This window comes from Myxococcus sp. SDU36, from assembly GCF_030168875.1.
In the GTDB taxonomy this organism is placed as follows: Bacteria; Myxococcota; Myxococcia; order Myxococcales; family Myxococcaceae; genus Myxococcus; species Myxococcus vastator.
Window position 1 is genome coordinate 1,756,549 of the sequence record NZ_CP077414.1, and the last position, 21,440, is coordinate 1,777,988.

Here is a 21,440-nt window from a genome sequence, read left to right on the forward strand (position 1 = left end):
ATGCGCTCCTACCCGGCCGCGACACTGCTGGAGCTCCTCGAAACGCAGACCCAGTCCCTGGGCGAACGGCCGCTGTACACGTTCCTGGAGGATGGCGGGGACGACGCGGTCCTGAGCTACGCGGGGTTGGACCTGCGAGCCCGGCGCATTGGCGCGGCGCTCCAGGCCCTGGCGCGTGCGGGCGAGCGGGCGGTGCTCCTCTACCCACCGGGCCTGGAGTACGTCGCGGGCTTCTTCGGTTGCTTGTATGCCGGGCTGGTCGCCGTCCCAGCCTATCCGCCGGACCCGATGCGGCTGGAGCGGACGTTGCCGCGGCTGCGCGCCATCATTCGCGATGCGCGCGCGAGCGTCGTGCTCACCACTTCCTTCATCCAGGAGATGGGAGAGGGCCTCTTCGAAGGCGCACCTGAGCTCGCCGCGCTCCGCTGGGTGGCCACGGACGCGCTGCCCGAAGGGAGCGAGGTGGGGTGGCGCCGCCCGGAGCCGTCCTGGGACACGCTGGCCTTCCTTCAATACACGTCCGGCTCCACGGGGGACCCGAAGGGCGTGCAGCTCAGCCACGGGAACCTGCTGCACAACCTGGCGTTGATCTCCCACGCGTTCCAGGTCCGCTCGGACAGCGCGGGTGTCATCTGGCTGCCGCCGTACCACGACATGGGCCTGATTGGCGGCATCCTCCAGCCGCTCTACGCGGGCTTCCCGGTGGCGCTGCTGTCGCCGCTCGCGTTCCTTCGCCGCCCGCGGTTCTGGTTGGAGTCACTGTCCCGCTTCGGTGGCACCATCAGCGGCGGCCCGTGCTTCGCCTTCGACCTGTGCGTGCGGAAGGTGCCTCCCGCGGAGCGCGAAGGCTTGGACTTGCGACGCTGGGAGCTGGCCTTCTGTGGCGCCGAGCCCATCCGCCCGGAAGTCATGACGCGCTTCTCGGAGGCCTTCGCGCCCGTGGGCTTCCAGCGTGAGGCGCTCTATCCCTGCTACGGGCTCGCGGAGGGCACGCTGATCGCCTCGGGTGGGCGCAAGGGCGAAGGGGTCCTCACGCGAACGTGGGATGCCCAGGCGTTGGAGCGGAACGAGGCGCTGGCGGTCGAGGACGGCCCGGGGGCTCGCCCGCTGGTGGGGTGTGGCCAGACGCTGCCTGAGCAGACGCTGCTCGTGGTGGACCCGGAGACGCGTCGCGTGTGTCCGCCTGAGCGGGTGGGGGAGATCTGGGTCTCCGGTCCCAGCGTGGCCCAGGGCTACTGGGAGCGGCCCGAGGAGAGCGAAGCGGCGTTCGGCGCGCGACTGGCGGAGTCGGACAGCGGCCCCCGGTTCCTGCGGACGGGAGACCTGGGCCTGCTGAAGGACGGTGAGCTGTTCGTCGTGGGCCGCCGCAAGGACCTCATCATCCTCCGCGGGCGCAACCTGCACCCGCAGGACCTGGAGCTGACGCTGGAGCGCAGCCATCCGGCGCTGCGGCCCGGGTGTGGCGCGGCGTTCTCCATCGACGTGGGCGGCGAGGAGCGGCTCGCGGTGATGTACGAGGTGGACTCGCGCAAGCCGTGGACCGCCGAGGAAGTGGTGGGCGCCGTCCGCCGTGGCCTGGCGGAGACGCACGAGGTCCAGCTCCACACGCTCGTCCTCATCGAGCCCGGCGCGCTGCCGAAGACGTCCAGCGGGAAGATTCAACGGCGGGCCTGCCGGGCCGACCTGCTCGCGGGGACGGCTCGGGCGCTGCTGACCTGGAGCGAGTCGGAAGCAGCGACGCCCCAGGCTGAAGCTCCCGCGCCTGAGCTCACCGCGTCCGAGCCGCTCACCGTGGAGGCACTGGAGACGTGGTTGCTGGCGCGGATCGCCGCGCGGCTTCGCGTCCGTCCGGAGGAGCTGGCGACGGATGCGCCCATCACGTCCTTCGGCCTGGACTCGCTGGGCGCCGTGGAGCTGGCGAACGACGTCGAGGCCCTGGGCGTGGTCCTCCGCATGGAGGAGCTGCTTCAAGGCCCAACGGTGGGGGAGCTCGCGCGGACCGTCTTCGCGGCGCGTGGGGAGTCCGCTGGCGCCGAGCTGACGCGGGGCGAGGAGGGGACACCCGCGCCGCTCTCCTCCGCGCAGCAGCGACTGTGGCTCTTCGAGCAGTTGGCGCGGGGAAGCGCCGCGTATCACCTGCCGGCGGCGGTACGGCTCTCCGGGGCGCTGGATGATGGGGCGCTGGAGCGCGCTTTCGGTGCCATCGTTGAGCGGCACGCGGCGCTCCGAGCGACGTTCCGAGACGAAGATGGCACACCGTTTCAAGTGACCTCACCGACGCCGGTGTCATCGCTTCGCCGGGTGGACCTCCGTGACGTCCCGGGGGATGCCCGTGAGGAGGCCGCGCTGCGTCTGGCCCATGAGGACGCGCGGGCGCCGTTCGACCTCGCGCGAGGGCCGCTGCTCCGGGCCACGCTGTTTCAATTGGACGCGCAAGCGCACCTGCTCGTCGTGGTGATGCACCACATCGTCTCGGATGGTGCCTCGTTCGCCATCCTGGCCCGTGAGCTGAGCGCGCTGTACGCGGGTGCTTCTTCGCTGCCGCCGCTGGCCTTCCAGTATCCCGACTTCGCGCGCTGGCGCCGCGAGGTGGAGGCGGACGGTGCCCTCGCCACGTCGCTCGACTGGTGGAAGGCTCGGCTGGCGGGTGTGCCTGCCGCGCTGGAGCTGCCCGCGGACCGGTCTCGGCCCCCCATGCCGTCATATCGCGGTGGCCGCGTGGCGGTGCGGTTTCCGGAGGCGCTGACGGCTCGGCTGGAGGCGCTGGGCCGGAGCGAGCGCGCCACGTTGTTCATGACGTTGCTGGCGGCCTTCAATGGGCTGCTCGCGCGTCATTCGGGGCAGACGGACTTCTGCGTTGGGACGGCCGTCAACGGGCGTGAGCGGACGGGACTCGAAGGGTTGATGGGGTGCTTCCTCGACCTGGTTGCCCTGCGCGCGTCCGTGTCCGGCTCATCACGTTTCCGCGAGCTGCTGGGACAGACGCGCGAAGGCGTGCTGGAGGCCTTTGCCCACCGCGGCGTTCCTTTCGAGCGACTGGTCGACGCCGTCCAGCCCACGAGGGACCCATCGCGCGCGCCACTGTTCCAGGTGCTGTTCGTGCTCCAGCCGGAGCCCGGCGCGGGGCTGGCGCTGCCCGGCCTGGAGTCGCGCCGCGTGGAGGTGGACCCGGGGGCCACGCCTTACGATTTGACGCTGTCGCTGGCTCGCGGGCCGGAGGGGCTGGGCGGGTGGCTCGAGTACGCCACGGACCTGTTCGACGCGGACACCGCCACGCGCCTGGTGGCGCGGATGGGCGTGCTGCTGGAGTCCATTGTCGCGGACCCTGACCAACGCCTCGCTGTGCTGCCGGTCCTGCCACAAGCGGAGCAGCGGCAGGTGCTGGTCGACTGGAATGCCACGCGGGCGGAGTTTCCGGAGACGTGCATCCATGCGCTCATCGAGTCGCAGGCGCGGCGCACGCCGGACGCCGTGGCCGTGGTGTGTGGTGACGAGACGCTCACGTACCGTGAGCTGGACCGGCGGGCCAACGCCGTGGCGTGGCGGCTGCGGGAGCAGGGCGTTGGCCCCGAGTGCATCGTGGGGCTCTGCGCCGACCGCTCCGCGGACCTGGTCGTGGGCCTGCTGGGCATCTTCAAGTCGGGCGGTGCGTATCTGCCGCTGGACCCGTCGTATCCCGAGGCTCGCCTCGCGCTGATGTTGGAGGACTCCGGCGCCTCGGTGGTGCTCGCGCATCGGCATCTAACGGGCGCGCTTCCGTTCGGCGACAGGTCCGTGGTTCCGCTGGAGGTGCCCGGCGAGGCGGACGCCGCGCCACCGGGAGCAGTGGGGCCTGACAACCTGGCCTACGTCCTCTACACCTCGGGCTCCACCGGCAAGCCCAAGGGCGTGCTGATTCCACACCGCAACGTCGTCAGCTTCTTCACGGGCATGGACGCGCGCGTGGGGGCCGGGCCGGGGACGTGGCTCGCGGTGACGAGCGTCTCCTTCGACATCTCCGTGTTGGAGTTGCTCTGGACGCTGGCGCGCGGCTTCAAGGTCGCAGTGCAGGGCGAGCAGGGGGCCTTGGGTGCCGCGCCGCGCCGGGTGACCCGGGCGCGCCAGAAGCCCCTGGGCTTCAGCCTCTTCTATTTCGCCGCGGATGAGGGGGCTCCAGGCGCGGAGCGTTACCGGCTGTTGCTCGAGGGTGCGCGGTTCGCGGACCGCCACGGCTTCCAGGCGGTGTGGACACCGGAGCGCCACCTTCATGCCTTCGGTGGGCTCTATCCCAATCCGTCCGTGACGAGCGCGGCCATCGCCGCCATCACCGAGCGCGTGGCCATCCGCGCCGGCAGCGTCGTGCTGCCGCTGCACCACCCCGTGCGCGTGGCCGAGGAGTGGTCGCTCGTCGACAACCTGTCGAAGGGCCGGGTCGGCATCTCCGTGGCGGCGGGCTGGCACGCGGATGACTTCGTCCTCGCGCCGGAGCGGTACGCGGAGCGCCGCGAACTGGCGCGGCGGGACCTGGACACGTTGCGGCGGCTCTGGCGCGGTGAGGCGCTGTCGTTCCCCAATGGCGCGGGGACGCCCGTCGATGTCCGCATCCGTCCGAGCCCCGTGCAGCGCGAGCTGCCCGTGTGGCTGACCGCCGCTGGCAATCCGGACACCTTCCGCGACGCGGGCCGGCTGGGCGCGGGCGTCCTGACGCACCTCCTGGGTCAGCGGTGGGAGGAGCTGGAAGCACGCATCGCGCTCTACCGCGAGGCCTGGCGGGAGGCGGGCCACGAGGGCGAGGGCCACGTGACGCTGATGCTCCACACGTTCGTGGGGCACGACGTGGAGCGCGTGCGCGAACTGGTCGAGGCGCCGCTGCGGCGCTACCTGAGCAACTCCGCGGACCTGATGCGCGGCCTGGGCCGGACCTTGGGCGTGGACCTGGACCCCGCCTCGGTTCGTCCGGAGGACCTGGACGCGCTCGTGGGACGGGCCTTCGGGCGCTTCTTCGAAGGGGCGGGGCTCTTCGGGACGCCGCGCACCTGTCGGGAGCAGGTGGCGCGCATCGAGGCGCTGGGCGTGGATGAGGTCGCGTGCCTCATCGACTTCGGCGTGGACACGGATGCCGTGCTGGCCAGCCTTCCGGCGCTGGATGCCGTGCGGCAGCGCTGCGAGCGGGACTTCCGGCTGTCGGCGCAGGAGGAAAGCACCGTCCCCGCGCAGCTCCGTCGGCACGGTGTCACGCACCTGCAATGCACGCCCTCCCTGGCCCAGGCGCTGCTCCTGGAGCCCGGCGCGGCCGGGGCGCTCGCGGGGCTGGAGCGGCTGCTCGTCGGTGGAGAGGCGCTGTCCGCGGAGCTGGCGGCGCGGCTGCGGGACACCGTGGGCGGAGCGCTGCTCAACATGTACGGCCCCACGGAGACCACCATCTGGTCGTCGTCGCACGCCGTGGATGGTTCGCCAGGGCCGGTGCCCATTGGCGCGCCCATCGCGAACACGTCGCTGTACGTGCTGGACGCGGCGCTGCGTCCCTTGCCCGTGGGCGTGCCCGGTGAGCTCTACATCGGTGGCACGGGTGTCGCGCGGGGCTACCACGCGCGGCCGGAGCTGACCGCCGAGCGTTTCCTGCCGGACCCGGTGTCCGTCGACGCCGGTGCTCGGATGTACCGGACGGGCGACCGGGCACGGTGGCGCGCGGATGGAACGGTGGAGTTCCTGGGCCGGGTGGACCACCAGCTCAAGGTCCGTGGCTTCCGGGTGGAGCCTGGCGAAATCGAGGCCATCCTGGCGCGGCACTCCGACGTGGCGCAGGCCGTGGTCGTGGCGCGGGAGGAGGCTGGTGGAGGTGCGCGCCTGGTCGCGTACGTCGTCGCCCGGCCGGGGACGGCGCTTTCGGTGGAGGCGCTGTTGGCCTTCTCCCGGCGCTCCCTGCCGGAGCACATGGTGCCTTCGGCGTTCGTGTCACTCGATGCGCTCCCGCTGACACCCAACGGAAAGCTGGACCGGAAGGCGCTGCCCGCGCCGGAGGGCGTCCGCGACGTCGCTCGGGAGTATGTGGCGCCTCGGACGGAGACCGAGCGCCGCCTGGCCGAGCTGTGGGCTTCGCTGCTGGGCGTGGAGCGGGTGGGGGCCGAGGACGACTTCTTCGCGCTGGGCGGGCACTCGTTGCTGGCCACGCGCGCGGCCTCTCGGATTCGGGAGGCGTTCGGGGTGGACCTGCCCCTGCGTGAGCTGTTCGAGTCGTCCTCGCCCGCGGCCCTGGGGGCGCGCATCGATGCGCGTCTCCTGGGTGCGTCCGGCGTGCCTCCGTTGGTGGCGCGGGCTCATGAAGGGGCGTTGCCGCTGTCCTTCGCGCAGCAGCGGCTCTGGTTCCTGGAGCAGCTCGAACCCGGCGGCGCCGCGTACAACGATGCGGTGGCCGTCCGTGTGGAGGGCGCGCTCGAGGTGTCGTTGCTGGAGCGCTCGCTGAGAGAAGTGGTCCGGCGGCACGAAGTCCTCCGCGCCACCTTCCACGATGAAGACGGGACGCCTTCCTGGCGCATCCATCCCGAGGCCCGGCTCGCGCTGGCGCGGGTGGACCTGACCGCGCTGTCGGGGGCTGAACAGGCGGAGGCGCTGTCGCAGCGGTTGGCGGAGGAGTCGCTGCGGGCGTTCGACCTTGGCTCGGGGCCGCCGCTCCGCGCCACGCTGCTTCAGGTGGGCGCGCGTGAGCACGTGCTCTTGTTGGTGCTGCACCACCTGGTGACGGATGGCGCGTCCATGGGCGTGCTCGTGCTCGAGGTGGCGGCGCTCTATCGGGCCTACTCTCAGGGGAAGGGGGCGCCGCTGTCGGAGCTGCCGCTCCAGTACGTGGACTACGCGGCGTGGCAACGCGAATGGCTGCGCGGCGAGGCGCTGGAGGCGCAGCTCGCGTACTGGCGGACCCGGCTGCAAGGGGCACCTCGGGCGCTGGACCTGTCCACGGACCGGCCTCGCCCTGCCGTGCGGAGCAGCCGTGGCGTGAGTCGGAGCGTGCTCTTGGGCTCGGAGCTGTCGCGCGCACTGAAGGCGCTGGCCCAGCGCGAGGGCGCCACGCCCTTCATGGTGTTGCTGGCGGGCTTCTCCGCGCTGCTGTCCCGTCATGGCGGACAGGACGACCTTTGCGTGGGAACTCCGGTGGAGGGGCGTGACCGGACCGAGCTGGAAGGGCTCATCGGCTGCTTCGTCAACACGCTGGTCCTCCGCGTGTCGCTGGCGGGCGCGCCGTCCTTCCGGGAGTTGATTGGCCGCGCGCGGGAGACCGTGCTGGGGGCCTTCGCGCACCAGGACGCGCCCTTCGAGGAGCTGGTGAAGGCGCTCCAGCCCGAGCGCGACCTGGGCCGCAGCCCGCTCTTCCAGGCCATGCTCGTGATGCAGGAGGACCCGCTGCCGGAGCTGGTGATTCCCGGGCTCCGACTGAACGTCCAACCCCAGCCGAGCCTCACGGCGAAGTTCGACCTGCGACTCATCATCACGGACACGGTGGAGGGCTTCTCCGCGAACCTGGAGCTGAGCGCCGACCTGTTCGAGCCGGACACCGCATCGCGCCTGCTGGAGCACCTGCGCGTCCTGCTGGAGGCGGGCGTCCGTGAGCCGGAGCAGCGGGTGCATGCGCTCTCCCTGATGACCTCGGCGGAGCGGCACCGGGTCCTGGTGGCGTGGAATGACACGGACCACCCGCGGCCGGGCGTGAGTGCCCTGCATCGGCTCATTGAAGCGCAGGTGGACCGCACACCGGACGCGGTGGCGCTGAGCTTCGAGGGCGACACCCTGACGTACCGGGAGTTGGATCGGCGCGCGAATCAGCTCGCGCGTTACCTGCGGGCCCGAGGCGTGGGGCCGGACACGCGGGTGGCGCTGTGCGTGGAGCGTTCGCTGGAGCTGGTGGTGGGGCTCCTGGGCGTGCTCAAGGCGGGGGGCGCCTACGTGCCGCTCGACCCGGAGTATCCCCGCGAGCGACTGGAGTACATGCTCGCGGACGCGGCGGCGCCGGTGCTGCTCACGCAGGCGCGGTTGTCGGAGCGCCTGCCTCGGGGTGATGCCGCCGTGGTGTGCCTGGACTCGGAGTGGGACGCGGTGGCGCGCGAGCGCGAGGAGCGTCTCGCCGTGGCCGTGGAGGGGAGCGGGCTGGCGTACGTCATCTACACCTCGGGCTCCACGGGACGGCCCAAGGGGGCGATGAACACGCATACCGCCATCTGCAACCGGCTCCTGTGGATGCAGGAGGCCTACGGGCTCGATGCGAGCGACCGCGTCCTCCAGAAGACGCCGTTCAGCTTCGACGTCTCGGTGTGGGAGTTCTTCTGGCCGCTGCTGGCCGGCGCGCGGCTGGTGATGGCGCGGCCCGGTGGACACCGGGAGCCCTCGTACCTGACGGACACCATCGCTCGCGAGCGCATCACCACGTTGCACTTCGTGCCGTCCATGCTCCGGCCGTTCCTGGAGGAGCCGGAGCTGGCGGTGTCCTGCGCCAGCCTGCGACGGGTGTTCTGCAGTGGCGAGGCCCTGCCTCCCGAGCTGCGAGACCGCTTCTTCTCGTGCCTGCCCGCCGAGCTTCACAACCTCTACGGCCCGACGGAGGCCGCGGTGGACGTGACGGCGTGGGCCTGCTCGCGAGAGGACCGTGGGCCCGTCGTTCCCATCGGGCGCCCCATCGCCAACGCGCGGATGTACGTGCTGGATGCGCGGCTGCGTCCCGTGCCGGCGGGTGTTCCGGGTGAGCTGTACATCGGCGGGGCACCGCTGGCGCGCGGCTACTGGCAGCGGCCGGAGCTGACCGCGGAGCGCTTCCTCCCGGACGCCTTCGCGGCGCAGCCAGGGGCGCGGATGTACCGGACGGGCGATCAGGCCCGCTTCCTGGCGAATGGCGCCATCGAGTACCTGGGCCGCCTGGATGACCAGGTGAAGGTGCGGGGCTTCCGCATCGAGCTGGGTGAGATTGAAGCCGTGCTGGCCCTGCACCCCGGCGTGCGCGCGGCTGCGGTGACGATTCGAGAGGACGTCCCTGGAGACAGGCGCCTCGTGGCGTATGTGGTCGCGTCTTCTGAAGACGTGGCATCGGAGCTGCGGGCCTTCCTTGGTGAGCGGCTGCCCGAGCACATGGTGCCATCGGCCTTCGTCACGTTGGACGCGCTCCCGCTGTCGCCCAGTGGGAAGCTCGACCGCCGTGGTCTCCCCGCGCCGGCGCGAGCCATGCAGGGGCGCGGCGCGGCCTACGTCGAGCCCCGGGGCGGGCTGGAGCTTCAGCTCGCGCTCATCTGGGCGGGCGTCTTGGGCGTCGAGCGGGTGGGCGCCGAGGATCGCTTCTTCGAGCTGGGTGGCGACTCCATCCTCGCGCTTCAGGTGATTGCGCGGGCGCGGCAGGTGGGCATCCACCTCACGGCGCGGCAGCTCTTCCAGCATCCGACGGTGGCAGGGCTGGCCCAGGTGGCGACGAGCTCCCGTCGCCTGGGTGACCAGGGCCCCGTCGTCGGGCCCGTGCCGCTGACACCCATCCAGCGGTGGTTCGTCGAGCGCGAGCTCCCCGAGGCGCATCACTTCAACCAGGCGTTGATGCTGGAGCCCCGTGAGCGTCTGGAGCCGGAGGTGCTGGCTCGTGCACTGCGGGCCCTCGTGGACCATCACGATGCGCTCCGGCTGCGGCTGTCGCGGAGTGAGACGGGGTGGGCGCAGTCGTGCGCGGAGCCAGGGCGCGACGTGCCACTGCGGCTCGTGGATCTGTCCGCAGTGGAGGTCGCCGCGCAGGCAGAGGCGATGGAGCGCACCGCCACGGAGGAACAGGCGGGGGTGGACCTGAGCGCGGGGTGCCTGCTGCGCGCGGTGTGGTTCGACGGGGGTCCGGACCGGACGGGGAGGTTGCTGCTGGTCATCCACCACCTCGCGGTGGACGGCGTCTCCTGGCGCGTGCTGTTGGAGGACCTGGAGACCGCGCTTCGGCAGCTTGCCCGCGGCGAGCCCGTGGCGCTTCCCGCGAAGACGACGTCGTTCCAGGCCTGGGCACAACGGCTGGAGGCACATGCGGCCTCGGACGTGCTCGCGGAGGAGGGGGCCTACTGGCGGGACGTGCTGAGCGCGAAGGTGTCCGCGCTTCCTCGGGATGTTCCGGGTGGGGTGAACTCGCAGGCCTCGGAGCGCGTCGTCACGGTGGCGCTGGATGCCGACGTGACGCGCTCGCTGCTTCGTACCTCGGCGGCTGGACGCCAGCCGGGCATCGAGGACGTGCTCCTCACGGGTGTTGCGAGCGCGCTGACCCGATGGAGTGGCGAGCGCCGGCTGCGCATCGACCTGGAGGCCCACGGGCGTGACGAGCTGTTCGACGACGTGGACCTCTCACGCACGGTGGGGTGGTTCACCGCGTTGTTCCCCGTGCGCCTGGAGCTGCCAGAGGGGATTGCTTCCGCCTCCGTGCTCGCATCGGTTCGCGCGGCACGTGAGCACCGGAAGGGCAGGGGCCTTGGATATGGCCTGCTGCGCGACCTCCGTCATGAGGCCGGTGCTTCGTCCGAGGTCCTCTTCAACTACCTGGGGCAGATTGACTCGGGGGCGCGGGGCTCGGCGCTGTTCACGCTGGCGTCGGAACCCACGGGCGCCTCGCAAGGGACGCAGGGGCTCCGGAGCCATGTGTTGGAGGTGGTGGCTCGCGTCGTTGGCGGGCGCCTGGAGTTCGCCTGGCACTACAGCGAGGCGCTCCATACGCGCGAGCGCATCGAAGCCCTGGCGCATCGCTGCGTCGAGACGCTGGTGGACCTCGCGGGCGCAACGGAGGAGCGTCATCCGCTCTCACCCCTCCAGCATGGGTTGTTGTTCCAGGTGCTGCTGGAGCCCGGCACCGGCGCGTACTTCGAGCAGCGAAGCTGGACGCTCGGGGGGCCGCTGAACGCGGGGGCTCTACGGCGAGCATGGGAGGCGGTGTCCGAACGGCATGCCTCCCTCCGCACGTCGTTCCTCTGGGAAGGGATGGAGGAGCCTGTCCAGGTGGTCCATGCACGGGCGACCCCCGTGTGGAGCGAGTTCGACTGGCGCGGACGTGCCTCGGAGGAGCAATCGCAGTCCCTGGCCGCGTTCCTGCGTGAGGACCGGACGCAGGGCTTTGTCCTGTCGACTGCGCCGCTGATGCGGCTGGCGCTGATTCGGCTGGAGGACCAGGCCTGGCGGTTCGTCTGGAGTTTCCATCACCTGCTGCTCGATGGGTGGAGCCTGGCGCGGGTCCTTGGCGAGGTGCTCGAGGCCTATGCGGCGATTTCAGCGGGGGCCGTCTGGCAGCCGCCCGCAGCGATGGATTTCCGCACCTACGTCGAATGGCTGGGTCGCCGCCGCCCCGAACAGGACGAAGCCTTCTGGCGGGAGCAACTCACGGGCATCGAAGTGCCGACGCCGTTGCCCGCGGAGGGAGGCTCCACCGCGGCGAGCGACACGGGTGAGCACGCGCTGGAGCTGGGCGAGGCCGACACCGCTGAGCTCCAGGAGTTCGCACGCCGCCACGGGCTGACGCCGAGCTCCCTGGTCCACGGGGCGTGGGCGTTGCTGTTGTCCCGTTACGGGGGTGGGCAGGACGTCATGTTCGGGACGACGCTCGCGGGCCGTCCGCCGGAGCTTCCGGGCATCGAGGAAGCCGTCGGCCTGTTCATCCACTCGCTTCCCGTTCGCGCTCGTATCCAGCACGGCGCCGGGTTGCTGCCGTGGCTGCGCGAGCTTCAATCGTTGTTGGTGGAGCTGGGGCAACGGGAGCACGTCCCGCTCACCCGGCTTCAGGGGTGGAGCGACATCCCCCGAGGCACGCCGCTCTTCGAGAGTCTCCTCGTGTTCGAGAACTATCCGGTGGATGCGGCGCTCGCGCGCGGCGCGGCCGGGTTGGAGCTGCGGGACTTCACGGCCTTCGAGCGCACGCACTATCCACTGACCGCGGTGGTGGTGCCGGGGCGCTCCTTGCGGCTGAAGCTGCTGTACCGGCAGGAGCGCATCGCGAAGGCCGCCGCCGCGCGGTTGCTGATGCACTGGCGCGGCCTGCTTCAGGCAATGTGGAGTCGCCCTGAGCAGCGGCTGGGCGACGTGTCCCTGCTGTCGGAGGCCGAGCGGCACCGCGTGCTGGTGGAGTGGAACACCACCGCGACCGCATATCCCCGCGAAGCCACGGTGCATTCGCTGTTCGAGTCCCAGGCCGCGCGGACGCCCGCCGCCGTGGCGGTGCGGTATGGCGGCACGACGCTGACGTACGCCGAGCTGAACGCGCGGGCGAACCAGGTGGCGCACCGGCTGGGCGCCATGGGCGTCCGACGAGGGACGCACGTGGGCCTCTGCGTGGAGCGCTCCGCCGAGCTCGTTGTCGGGATGCTGGGCATCCTCAAGTCAGGGGCGGCCTATGTGCCCCTGGACCCGGCCTACCCGCGTGAGCGGCTCGCATGGATGCTCGCGGATGCGGGGGCGCCGGTACTGCTGACGCAGGAGCGGCTGCGGGGCGCGGTGCCTTCAGAGGGCGTGCGTGTCCTCACGGTGGAGGAGGTCTCGGCGCAAGGGGACGTCGCTGAAGCGACGGTGTCTGGAGTCGGCGCGGCGGATGCCGCCTACGTCATCTACACCTCCGGCTCCACGGGAACTCCCAAGGGCGTCTGCGTCTCGCATCAGGCCGTGGTCCGGCTGGTGGTGGAGACGGACTTCATCCGCGTGGTGCCCGAGGATCGCGTGGCGCAGGCGTCCAACGCCTCGTTCGACGCGGCGACGTTCGAAGTCTGGGGTGCGCTCCTCAACGGTGCCCGAGTGGTCGGCGTGGACCGGGAGACGGCGCTCTCTCCGCGCGCCTTCGCGTCCTGGCTGCGGGAGGAGGGCATTCGTGTCCTCTTCCTCACCACGGCCTGGTTCAACCAGGTGGCCGCGGAGGTGCCGGACGCCTTCCGAGGGTTGCGACAACTGCACTTCGGAGGCGAGGCCGTGGACCCGAGGCCGGTCCGCCGGGTCCTTCGTGAAGGTGCGCCCGAGCGGCTGCTGCACGTCTATGGCCCCACGGAGAACACCACGTTCTCCACGTGGCACCTCGTCACGGACGTGCCCGATGGAGCCGTGTCGATTCCCATCGGGAAGCCGCTGGCGAACACGGTTCAGTACGTGCTCGACGAGGCCATGGCGCCGGTGCCGCCAGGAGGCGTGGGGGAGCTGTGGCTCGGTGGCGATGGACTCGCGTGGGGCTATCTGGGACGGCCCGCGCTGACGGCGGAGCGCTTCGTTCCGAACCCGTTCAGCGAGCGTCCCGGGGCGCGGCTCTACCGGACGGGGGACCGGGTCCGCTTGTTGGCGGATGGCGCGGTGACGTTCGAGGGCCGCGTGGACGCTCAGGTGAAGGTGCGTGGCTTCCGCGTGGAGCCGGGCGAGGTCGAGGCCGCGCTGCTGCGTCACCCGGACGTCCGGCAAGCCGTCGTGCTGGCGCGAGAGGATGAAACAGGGGGCTCGCGGCGCCTGGTGGCCTACGTCGTGCCGGCCGCCGCGACGCCCACGCCTTCGCTCCTGAGGGCCTTCCTCGCCGAGCACCTGCCGGCGTACATGGTGCCTGCCGTCTTCATGGTGCTGGAGCGCCTTCCGCTGACGCCCAATGGCAAGGTGGACCGGCGCGCGCTGCCCGCGCCCACAGTCGACTCGGAGGTCATCGCGCCGAGAGGCCCCGAGGAGGAGTTGCTCGCGCGGCTCTTTGGCGAACTGCTCGGCGTCTCCCGTGTGGGAGCCTCCGACAGCTTCTTCGATTTGGGAGGCCACTCCCTGCTGGCCACGCGGGTCGTCACGCGGGTTCACGCCACCTTTGGCGTCGCTTTGTCGCTGCGGGACCTCTTCGACGACCCGACCGTGGCGAGGCTGGCCGAGCGCATCCGCGAAGCCCGTCAGTCAGCCGGCTCTGCGCGTCCACCGCCCATCGTCCCCGTGTCCCGGGACACCCCCCTGCCGCTGTCGGCGATGCAGGAGCGACTGTGGCTGCTGGAGCAGCTCCAGCCGGGCACGGCCCTTTACAATGTCCCCTGGGCCGCATGGCTCTCCGGGCCGCTGGACGTGCCTGCCCTGGAGCGGGCCCTGGCGGGGCTGTTCCTGCGTCACGAAGCCCTGAGGACCACCTTCTCCAGCAACGCGGGAGCGCCCGTCCAGGTCATCCATCCGAGCGCCAACGTAGCGCTCCCCGTGGTCGACCTTGGGGGGCTTCCGGAGGCGGAGCGGGAAGCGCAGGCCGTGAACGCCGCGTCGGAGGAGGCTCGCCGTCCGTTCGACCTGGTGAATGGGCCGCTGTGCCGGGCCTTGCTGATCCGCACGGCCGATGATGCGCACCTGCTGGCCCTCACGCTGCACCACATCGTCTCGGACGGGTGGTCACTGGGCGTGGCCGTGCGGGAGCTGTCGGCGCTCTACGACGCGGAGCTGCGGGGCCGGCCTTCCTCGCTGCCCGCGCCCGCGATTCAGCCAGCGGACCACGCGGTGTGGCAGCGCCAGTGGCTCCAGGGAGAGGCGCTCTCCGCGCAGGTCGGCTACTGGAGGAGGCAGCTCGCCGGAGCGCCGCCCGTCCTGGAGCTTCCCAAGGACTTCCCCCGGCCGAGCTTGCAGCGCTTCCGGGGCGACACGTTGGCGGTGCGTTTCCCCGTCGAGCTGTCGGAGGCGTTCCGCGCGCTCTGCATCCGCGAAGGCGTCACGCCCTTCATGGGCCTGCTGGCGGCGTTCCAGCTCCTGCTGTCGCGGGTGTCGGGTCAGGAGGACGTGTGTGTGGGCTCGCCCATCGCGGGCCGGCAGCAGCCCGGGCTGGAGAACCTGATTGGCTTCTTCGTCAACACGCTGGTGCTCCGGTCGCACCTGCCGCGCTCGCGCTCCTTCCGTGAGCTCCTGCGTCAAGTGCGGGAGACGACGCTGGACGCATACGCCCACCAGGACGTGCCGTTCGAGAAGCTGGTGGAGGCGCTGCAACCGCCTCGGAGCCTGAGCCACGCGCCCCTGGTGCAGGTGGTGCTCGCGCTCCACGAAGCCACGCGCCAGGACGCCGCGCCGGAAGGGCTGGCCCTGCGCCCCGTGGCGCTGGGCTCGGGGACGGCGAAGTTCGACCTCACGTTGTCCCTGACGGACGCACCCGAGGGGTTCACCGGAACCCTGGAGTACGATGCGGACCTCTTCACGCGGGAGACGGCCGCGCGACTGATGAAGGGGCTCCGGATGTTGCTGGAGAGCGCGGTGGCGGACGCCAGCCAGCGCCTGGGCGAGCTGCCGATGATGGACCCGGCGGAGCGTCAGCGCCTGCTCGTGGCGTGGAACGACACCGCGGTGGCATACCCCCGAGAGGCGTGCCTCGCGGAGCTCTTCGAGACCCAGGCGGCGCGCTCGCCGGACGCGGTCGCGGTGGTGTGCGAGGAGGCCCGGCTCACCTACGCTGAGCTGGACCGGCGGGCGAACCAGCTCGCGTCGTACCTGCGCAAGCGTGGCGTGGGGCCGGGGACTCCGGTGGGCCTGTGCGTCCCACGTTCGCTCGACCTGGTGGTGGGGATGCTCGGAATCCTCAAGGCCGGTGGCGCCTACGTGCCGTTGGACCCCACGTACCCCCGCGAGCGCCTGGCCTTCATGGTGGAGGACACGCGCCTTGCCGTGGTGCTGGCGCAGCAGTCGGTGCTGGCCTTGCTGCCATCAGGTAGCGCGGACGTGGTGCTCCTGGACTCCGCCTGGGACGCGGTGGCGCGTGAGCCCGAGTCCTCGCCTCGCGTGACGGTGCCAGCGGAGTCGCTGGCGTATGTCATGTACACGTCGGGCTCCACGGGGCGGCCCAAGGGCGTCTGCGTGCCGCAGCGCGCGGTGGCCCGGCTGGTGCTGGGCTCCCGCTTCGCGCGGTGGGGCGCGGACGAGGTCTTCCTCCAACTGGCGCCCATCTGCTTCGACGCCGCCACCTTCGAGCTGTGGGGCGCGCTGCTGCACGGCGCGAAGCTGGTCCTCTTCCCGGCGCAGCCTCCCACGGTGGAGACGCTCAGGGACGTCCTGGTACGCCACGGTGTCACCACGTTGTGGCTCACGGCCGCGCTCTTCGAGGCGCTCTCCGCCGCGAGGCCGGACGCGCTGGATGGCGTGCGGCAGCTCCTGGCGGGTGGTGACGTGCTCCCGCCGGCCGCGGTGCGGGAGCGGCTCGGACGCGGAGGTCTCCTGGTCAACGGGTATGGGCCCACCGAGGGCACCACCTTCACCTGCTGCCATGTGATGGAGGGGGCCGTCGCGCCGGGGGCCATTCCCATTGGCCGACCCATCGCCAACACGCGGGTGTACGTGGTGGACGCGGAGCTGCGCCCCGTTCCCGTGGGCGTGCCGGGCGAGCTGCTCATCGGCGGTGATGGCCTTGCCTGGGGCTACCAGGGACGGCCGGAGCTGACGGCGGAGCGCTTCGTCCCGGACCCCTTCGGTGCGGCGGCGGGCGGGCGGCTGTACCGGACGGGCGACAGCGTGCGCTACCGCGAGGACGGCACGCTGGAGTTCCTCGAGCGGCTGGACGGACAGGTGAAGGTGCGTGGCTACCGGGTGGAGCCGGGTGAGGTGGAGGAGGCGCTGCGCCTGCACCCGTCGGTGGCCGAGGCGGTGGTGGTGGCGCGACCCGACCCCGCGGGAGGCAAGCGACTGGTGGCCTACGCGGTGCCTCGGGCTGGAGAGACGCTGGAGCCCCGCGGCCTTCGCGACTTCCTGGCGGAGTCGCTGCCCGAGTTCATGGTGCCCTCCGCGCTGGTCCCGCTGGCGGCGCTGCCGCTCACGCCCGTGGGCAAGCTGGACCGATTCGCGCTGCCGGAGCCGGAGGTCTCACGCCCGGCAGGCAGCGCCTTCGTGGAGCCCACCACCGCGCTGGAGCGGCAGGTGGCGGCGCTCTGGGCGAAGGTGCTCGGCGTGGAGCGGGTCGGCGTGGAGGACCACTTCTTCGCGGACCTGGGCGGCAGCTCCATGTCCGTGGTCAAGGCGTGCGCGTTGCTGCGCGACGAGCTGAAGCGCGACGTCCCGGCGACGCGCTTCTTTGAACATCCCACGGTCCGCGCGTTCGTCATGTCCCTGGAGCGGGACGGCGAGCCGGCGGCAGACACCCAGGACAACGAGGCCCACGAGGATCGCGCCCAGCAGCGGCGTCAGGCGATCCGTCGACAGGGCCGGCGAGGGAATCACGGCAATGGCTGAGCATGATGACATGCAGGGCGAGGACTCCAGCAGCGACATCGCGGTCATCGGCATGGCGGGGCGCTTCCCGGGCGCCCGCAACCTGGGTGACTTCTGGAACAACGTCCGCGGCGGCGTGGAGTCCATCTCGTTCTTCTCCGAGGACGCGCTGGAGCGCTCACCGCTCATCCCCGAGGACCTGTGGAAGCACCCGCGCTTCATCCGCGCGGGGGGCATCCTCGAAGGCGCGGACGGCTTCGACCACGGCTTCTTCGACATCCCGCTGCGCGAGGCGCAGTGGATGGACCCGCAGCAGCGCGTGTTCCTCCAGTGCGCCTGGGCGGCGCTCGAGGACGCGGCGTATGACCCGTCGCGCTACAAGGGCCGCATTTCGCTCTACGCGGGCGCCGGGTCGTCCGGCCACCTGCTGAACCTGCTGAGCGAGGCCCGGAAGGACGCGGGCGCGGGCCTGGAGTTGGCCACCGCGGGCCCGGAGAGCCTGGCGATGAAGGCGTCCTTCAAGCTCCAGCTCCGGGGCGAGAGCGTCGCCGTCTACACCGCGTGCTCCACCGGCCTGGTCGCCATCCACATGGCCTGCCAGAGCCTGCTGACGCGGCAGTCGGACCTCGCGCTCGCGGGCGCGGTGCGCATCGCCAGTCCGCAGCACACGGGCTACCTGCACCAGGACGGGCTCATCTTCTCGCCGGACGGCCACTGCCGCGCCTTCGACCACCGCGCGGGTGGCACCGTGGCGGGCAACGGCGCGGGCGTGGTGGTGCTCAAGTTGCTGTCGGATGCGCTGCGGGACGGTGACCACGTCCACGCGGTCATCAAGGGCTCGGCCGTCAACAACGACGGACAGCAGAAGGTCGGCTACACGGCGCCGAGCATCGAGGGCCAGACGGAGGTCGTCGCGGACGCGCTGGCCTACGCGGGCCTGGGCGGTGACGACATCAGCTACGTGGAGGCCCACGGCACGGGTACGTCGCTGGGGGACCCCATCGAAATCGCCGCGCTGACGCGAGCGTTCCGGAAGACGACGGAGCGCTCGGGGTTCTGCGCCATCGGCTCGCTCAAGACGAACCTGGGGCACCTGGACGCGGCGGCCGGCGTTGCGGGGTTCATCAAGGTGGTGCTGTCGCTCCAGCACGGCGAGCTGCCTCCGAGCTTGCACTTCGAGCGCGCCAACCCGGAGATTGACTTCGAGCGCAGCCCGTTCTTCGTCAACACCGCGCTCAAGCCGTGGCCGCGGGAGCATGGGCCGCGCCGTGCGGGTGTGAGCTCCTTCGGCATCGGCGGGACGAACGCGCACGTCGTGTTGGAGGAGGCGCCTCCGGAGGCGGAGAAGGCGCGCGGCCACCGTCCGTTGCACGTGGTGACGTTGTCCGCTCGGACGCCCTCCGCCCTGGAGGTGATGGCGCGCGAGCTGGCGACGCACGTGGAGTCCGCGCCGGGGCTGGCGCTGGAAGACGTGGCCTTCACCCGGAACATGGGCCGTCGCTCCTTCGAGCATCGCCGCGCGGTGGTGGCGGCGGATGGGGCCGAGCTGGCGGAGCGACTGCGCAAGCCCGCGGCGGTGGAGGCGGGGCGCAATCGCCGCGTGGCCTTTCTGTTCCCGGGGCAGGGGGCGCAGGCGGTGGGCATGGGCCGCGAGCTGCACGCGGTGGAGCCGGGCTTCCGGAAGGACGTGGACGCGGCGCTGGCGCGGCTGGAGCCCTCGCTCGCCGCGGAGGTGCGCGCGCTCTTGCTGCCCGCGCAGGGACAGGAGACCGTCGCGGCCCAGAAGCTGGTGGACCCCCGCGTCGCGCTCCCCGCGCTCTTCATCGTCGAGCACGCACTGGCCAGACTCTGGATGTCCTGGGGCGTCCGGCCGCATGCGGTGCTGGGCCACAGCTTTGGTGAGTACGCCGCGGCCTGCGTGGCGGGGGTGTTGTCGCCGGAGGACGGCCTGCGGCTCGCGGTGGTGCGTGGCGCGCTCATGGCGCGGATGCCCGCTGGCGCGATGCTCGCGGTGGGGTTGGAGGAGGCGGAGCTCCTTCCGTTGCTCAGCGAGGGGCTCGCGCTGGCGGCCGTCAACGGCGAGGGCCGGTGCGTCGTCTCCGGTCCGGTGGAGGCCATTGACGCGTTGCAGGCCTCGCTGTCGAGTCGTGGCGTGGGCCTGGTGCGGCTCCCGTCGGCCCATGCCTTCCATTCCAGCGCCGTGGAGCCGCTGATGGTGGACCTGGCGCGAGCGGTGTCCTCGCTGCGCCTCAAGGCGCCGGAGCTGCCGTATGTGTCCAGCCTCACGGGGACGTGGATTCGCCCGGAAGAGGCCACCGACCCCACGTACTGGGCCCGGCAGATGCGGCAACCGGTGCGCTTCGCCGCGGGCCTGGAGGCGCTCCTCGGGGATGGGTGCAGTGTCCTGCTGGAGGTGGGCCCTGGCACGGACCTGACGTCGCTGGCTCGTGCGCGGGCGCGCAAGGAGCGGCTGCTAGTCGTGGCGCCTTCGCTGCGCCGCCGGCCCACGGAGAGCGATGCTCGTGGGCTGCTGCAGTCCCTGGGCGACCTCTGGGCCGCTGGTGTGGACATCGCCTGGGAGAAGTTCCATGGCGCGGAGCCGCGCCGCCGCGTGTCGTTGCCCACGTATCCGTTCGAGGAGAAGTCCTGCCGGCTGGAGTCGTCGGGTGCGCCGCTCGTGTTGCCCACGGCCTCCACGCTGGTGGGAGGGGCCGCGCTGGCCGGCGCTGGCCCCGTGGTTCCCTCCGCCACCACGGCTCCCGCCTCGGTGGGGGAGATCCAGCAGCGCGTCATGGACATCTGGCGCGAGCGGCTGGGGGCGGTGGAGGTCGGCCTGGATGACGACTTCCTGGAGCTGGGTGGCAACTCGCTGATGGCTGCGCAGATGCTCACCCGTCTGCGTGAGACGTTCTCCGTGCAGCTCCCGCTGAGCGCGCTGTTCGAGGCCCCCACCGTAGCGGGCATCTCCGCGCGCATCGAGGCGATGCTCCAGGCGGCAGGTCCGCTGGAGGGCAGGGCGGCCTCCGAGGTGATGTTCCGCATCGACCGCGCGGGTGAGCTGCCGCTGTCCGTGGTGCAGGAGCGCGTGTGGCGGATGGAGCAGCTCGACCCGGGCAACCCTTCCCTCAACATGCCCCTGGCGGTGCGCATCTCAGGCGCGCTGGACGCTCCAGTCTTGGAGCGGAGCGTCAACGAGGTCATCCGTCGCCACGAGATGCTCCGTGCGACGTACCGCGTGGAGGACGGGCGCGTGCGCCAGCGGTTCTCCGCCGAGGTCCGCATCCAGGTGCCCGTGGTGGACCTGCGCGCTCACGGGGGTGATCGGGAGGCGGAGGCGCTGCGGTTGGCACTGGACGAGGCGGTCCGGCCGTTCTCCCTGGAGCAGGGGCCCATCGTCCGCGCGAGCCTGCTGCGGCTGGCCGAGGCCGAGCACCTGATGCTGCTCACGGTGCATCACATCGCCTCGGACACGCTGTCCATGGTGGCCTTCTTCCGGGAGGCCGCGGCGAACTATCAGGCGTTCCTCGTGGGGCAGCCTGCTCCGCTGCCGGAGCTGGCGGTGCAGTACGTGGACGCGGCGGCCTGGGAGCGCCGCTCGCTGGCGGGTGGCGCGCTGGCGGCCCAGGAGGCGTACTGGCGCGACGTGCTGGCGGACCTGCCCCCGTCATTGGAGCTGGCCTCGGACCGGCCTCGTGGGGCGGACCTGCGGCTGCGCGGTGCCCGCTTCCCCGTCGCCTTCTCGCGTGAGCTCAGCGCGGCGCTGATGGGCTTCAGTCAGCGCGAAGGAGTGACGCCCTTCATGACGCTGCTGGCGGCCCTGGCGTCGGTGCTCGCCCGGTACTCGGGGCGCGAGGACATCGTGGTGGGGACGCCGGTGGGCAACCGTGCCCGTGGCGAGCTGGAGCCCCTCATCGGCTTCGTGGCTCACGCGATGGCCCTGCGCACGGACCTGTCGGGTGACCCGTCGTTCCGCGAGCTGGTGGCGCGTGCCCGTGAGACGACGGTCGGCGCGTCCAGCCACCAGGACGTCCCCTTCGAGCACCTGCTGCCGTTGGTGGCCGCCGGAAGAGACCCGGCACGCTCGCGGCTGTGCGACGCGGCGTTGGTGCTGCACGCACACGTCACCACCGCGCCGCCGTCCGTGGCGGGCCTGGGCATGCAGTTGGTGGAGGTGCCGGGAACGCCCGCGCAGTTCGGTGCCACGCTCGGTGAGCTGACGCTGCTGCTGAACGAGAGCGAGAGCGGCGGCTTCCACGGCTTCATCGAGTACGCCACCGACCTCTACGACGAGCCGCGAATCGCGCGCCTGTCTGCCCACCTCC

Annotated in this window: 2 protein-coding genes (1 of these 2 running past the window's edge); both read left to right on the plus strand. The window is 71.6% G+C overall.

Going from position 1 to position 21,440, the window contains the following annotated elements; translation table 11 throughout:
* A complete protein-coding gene (locus tag KGD87_RS07335) occupies positions 1–17,139 on the plus strand; it encodes a non-ribosomal peptide synthase/polyketide synthase (RefSeq protein ID WP_284666761.1) in 17,139 nt (5,712 codons plus the stop codon).
* Positions 17,132–21,440: the start of a non-ribosomal peptide synthetase/type I polyketide synthase gene (locus KGD87_RS07340; RefSeq protein WP_284666762.1), read on the plus strand. It continues 8,819 nt past the right edge of the window; 4,309 of the gene's 13,128 nt are visible here — the first part of the coding sequence; its start codon is at positions 17,132–17,134; its stop codon lies beyond the right edge, outside the window. The genes KGD87_RS07335 and KGD87_RS07340 overlap by 8 nt, the downstream gene beginning before the upstream one ends.

Coding starts and splice junctions, on each gene's coding strand:
- KGD87_RS07335 (WP_284666761.1), top strand. CDS start 1: ATGCGCTCCTACCCGGCCGCGACACTGCTGGAGCTCCTCGAAACGCAG.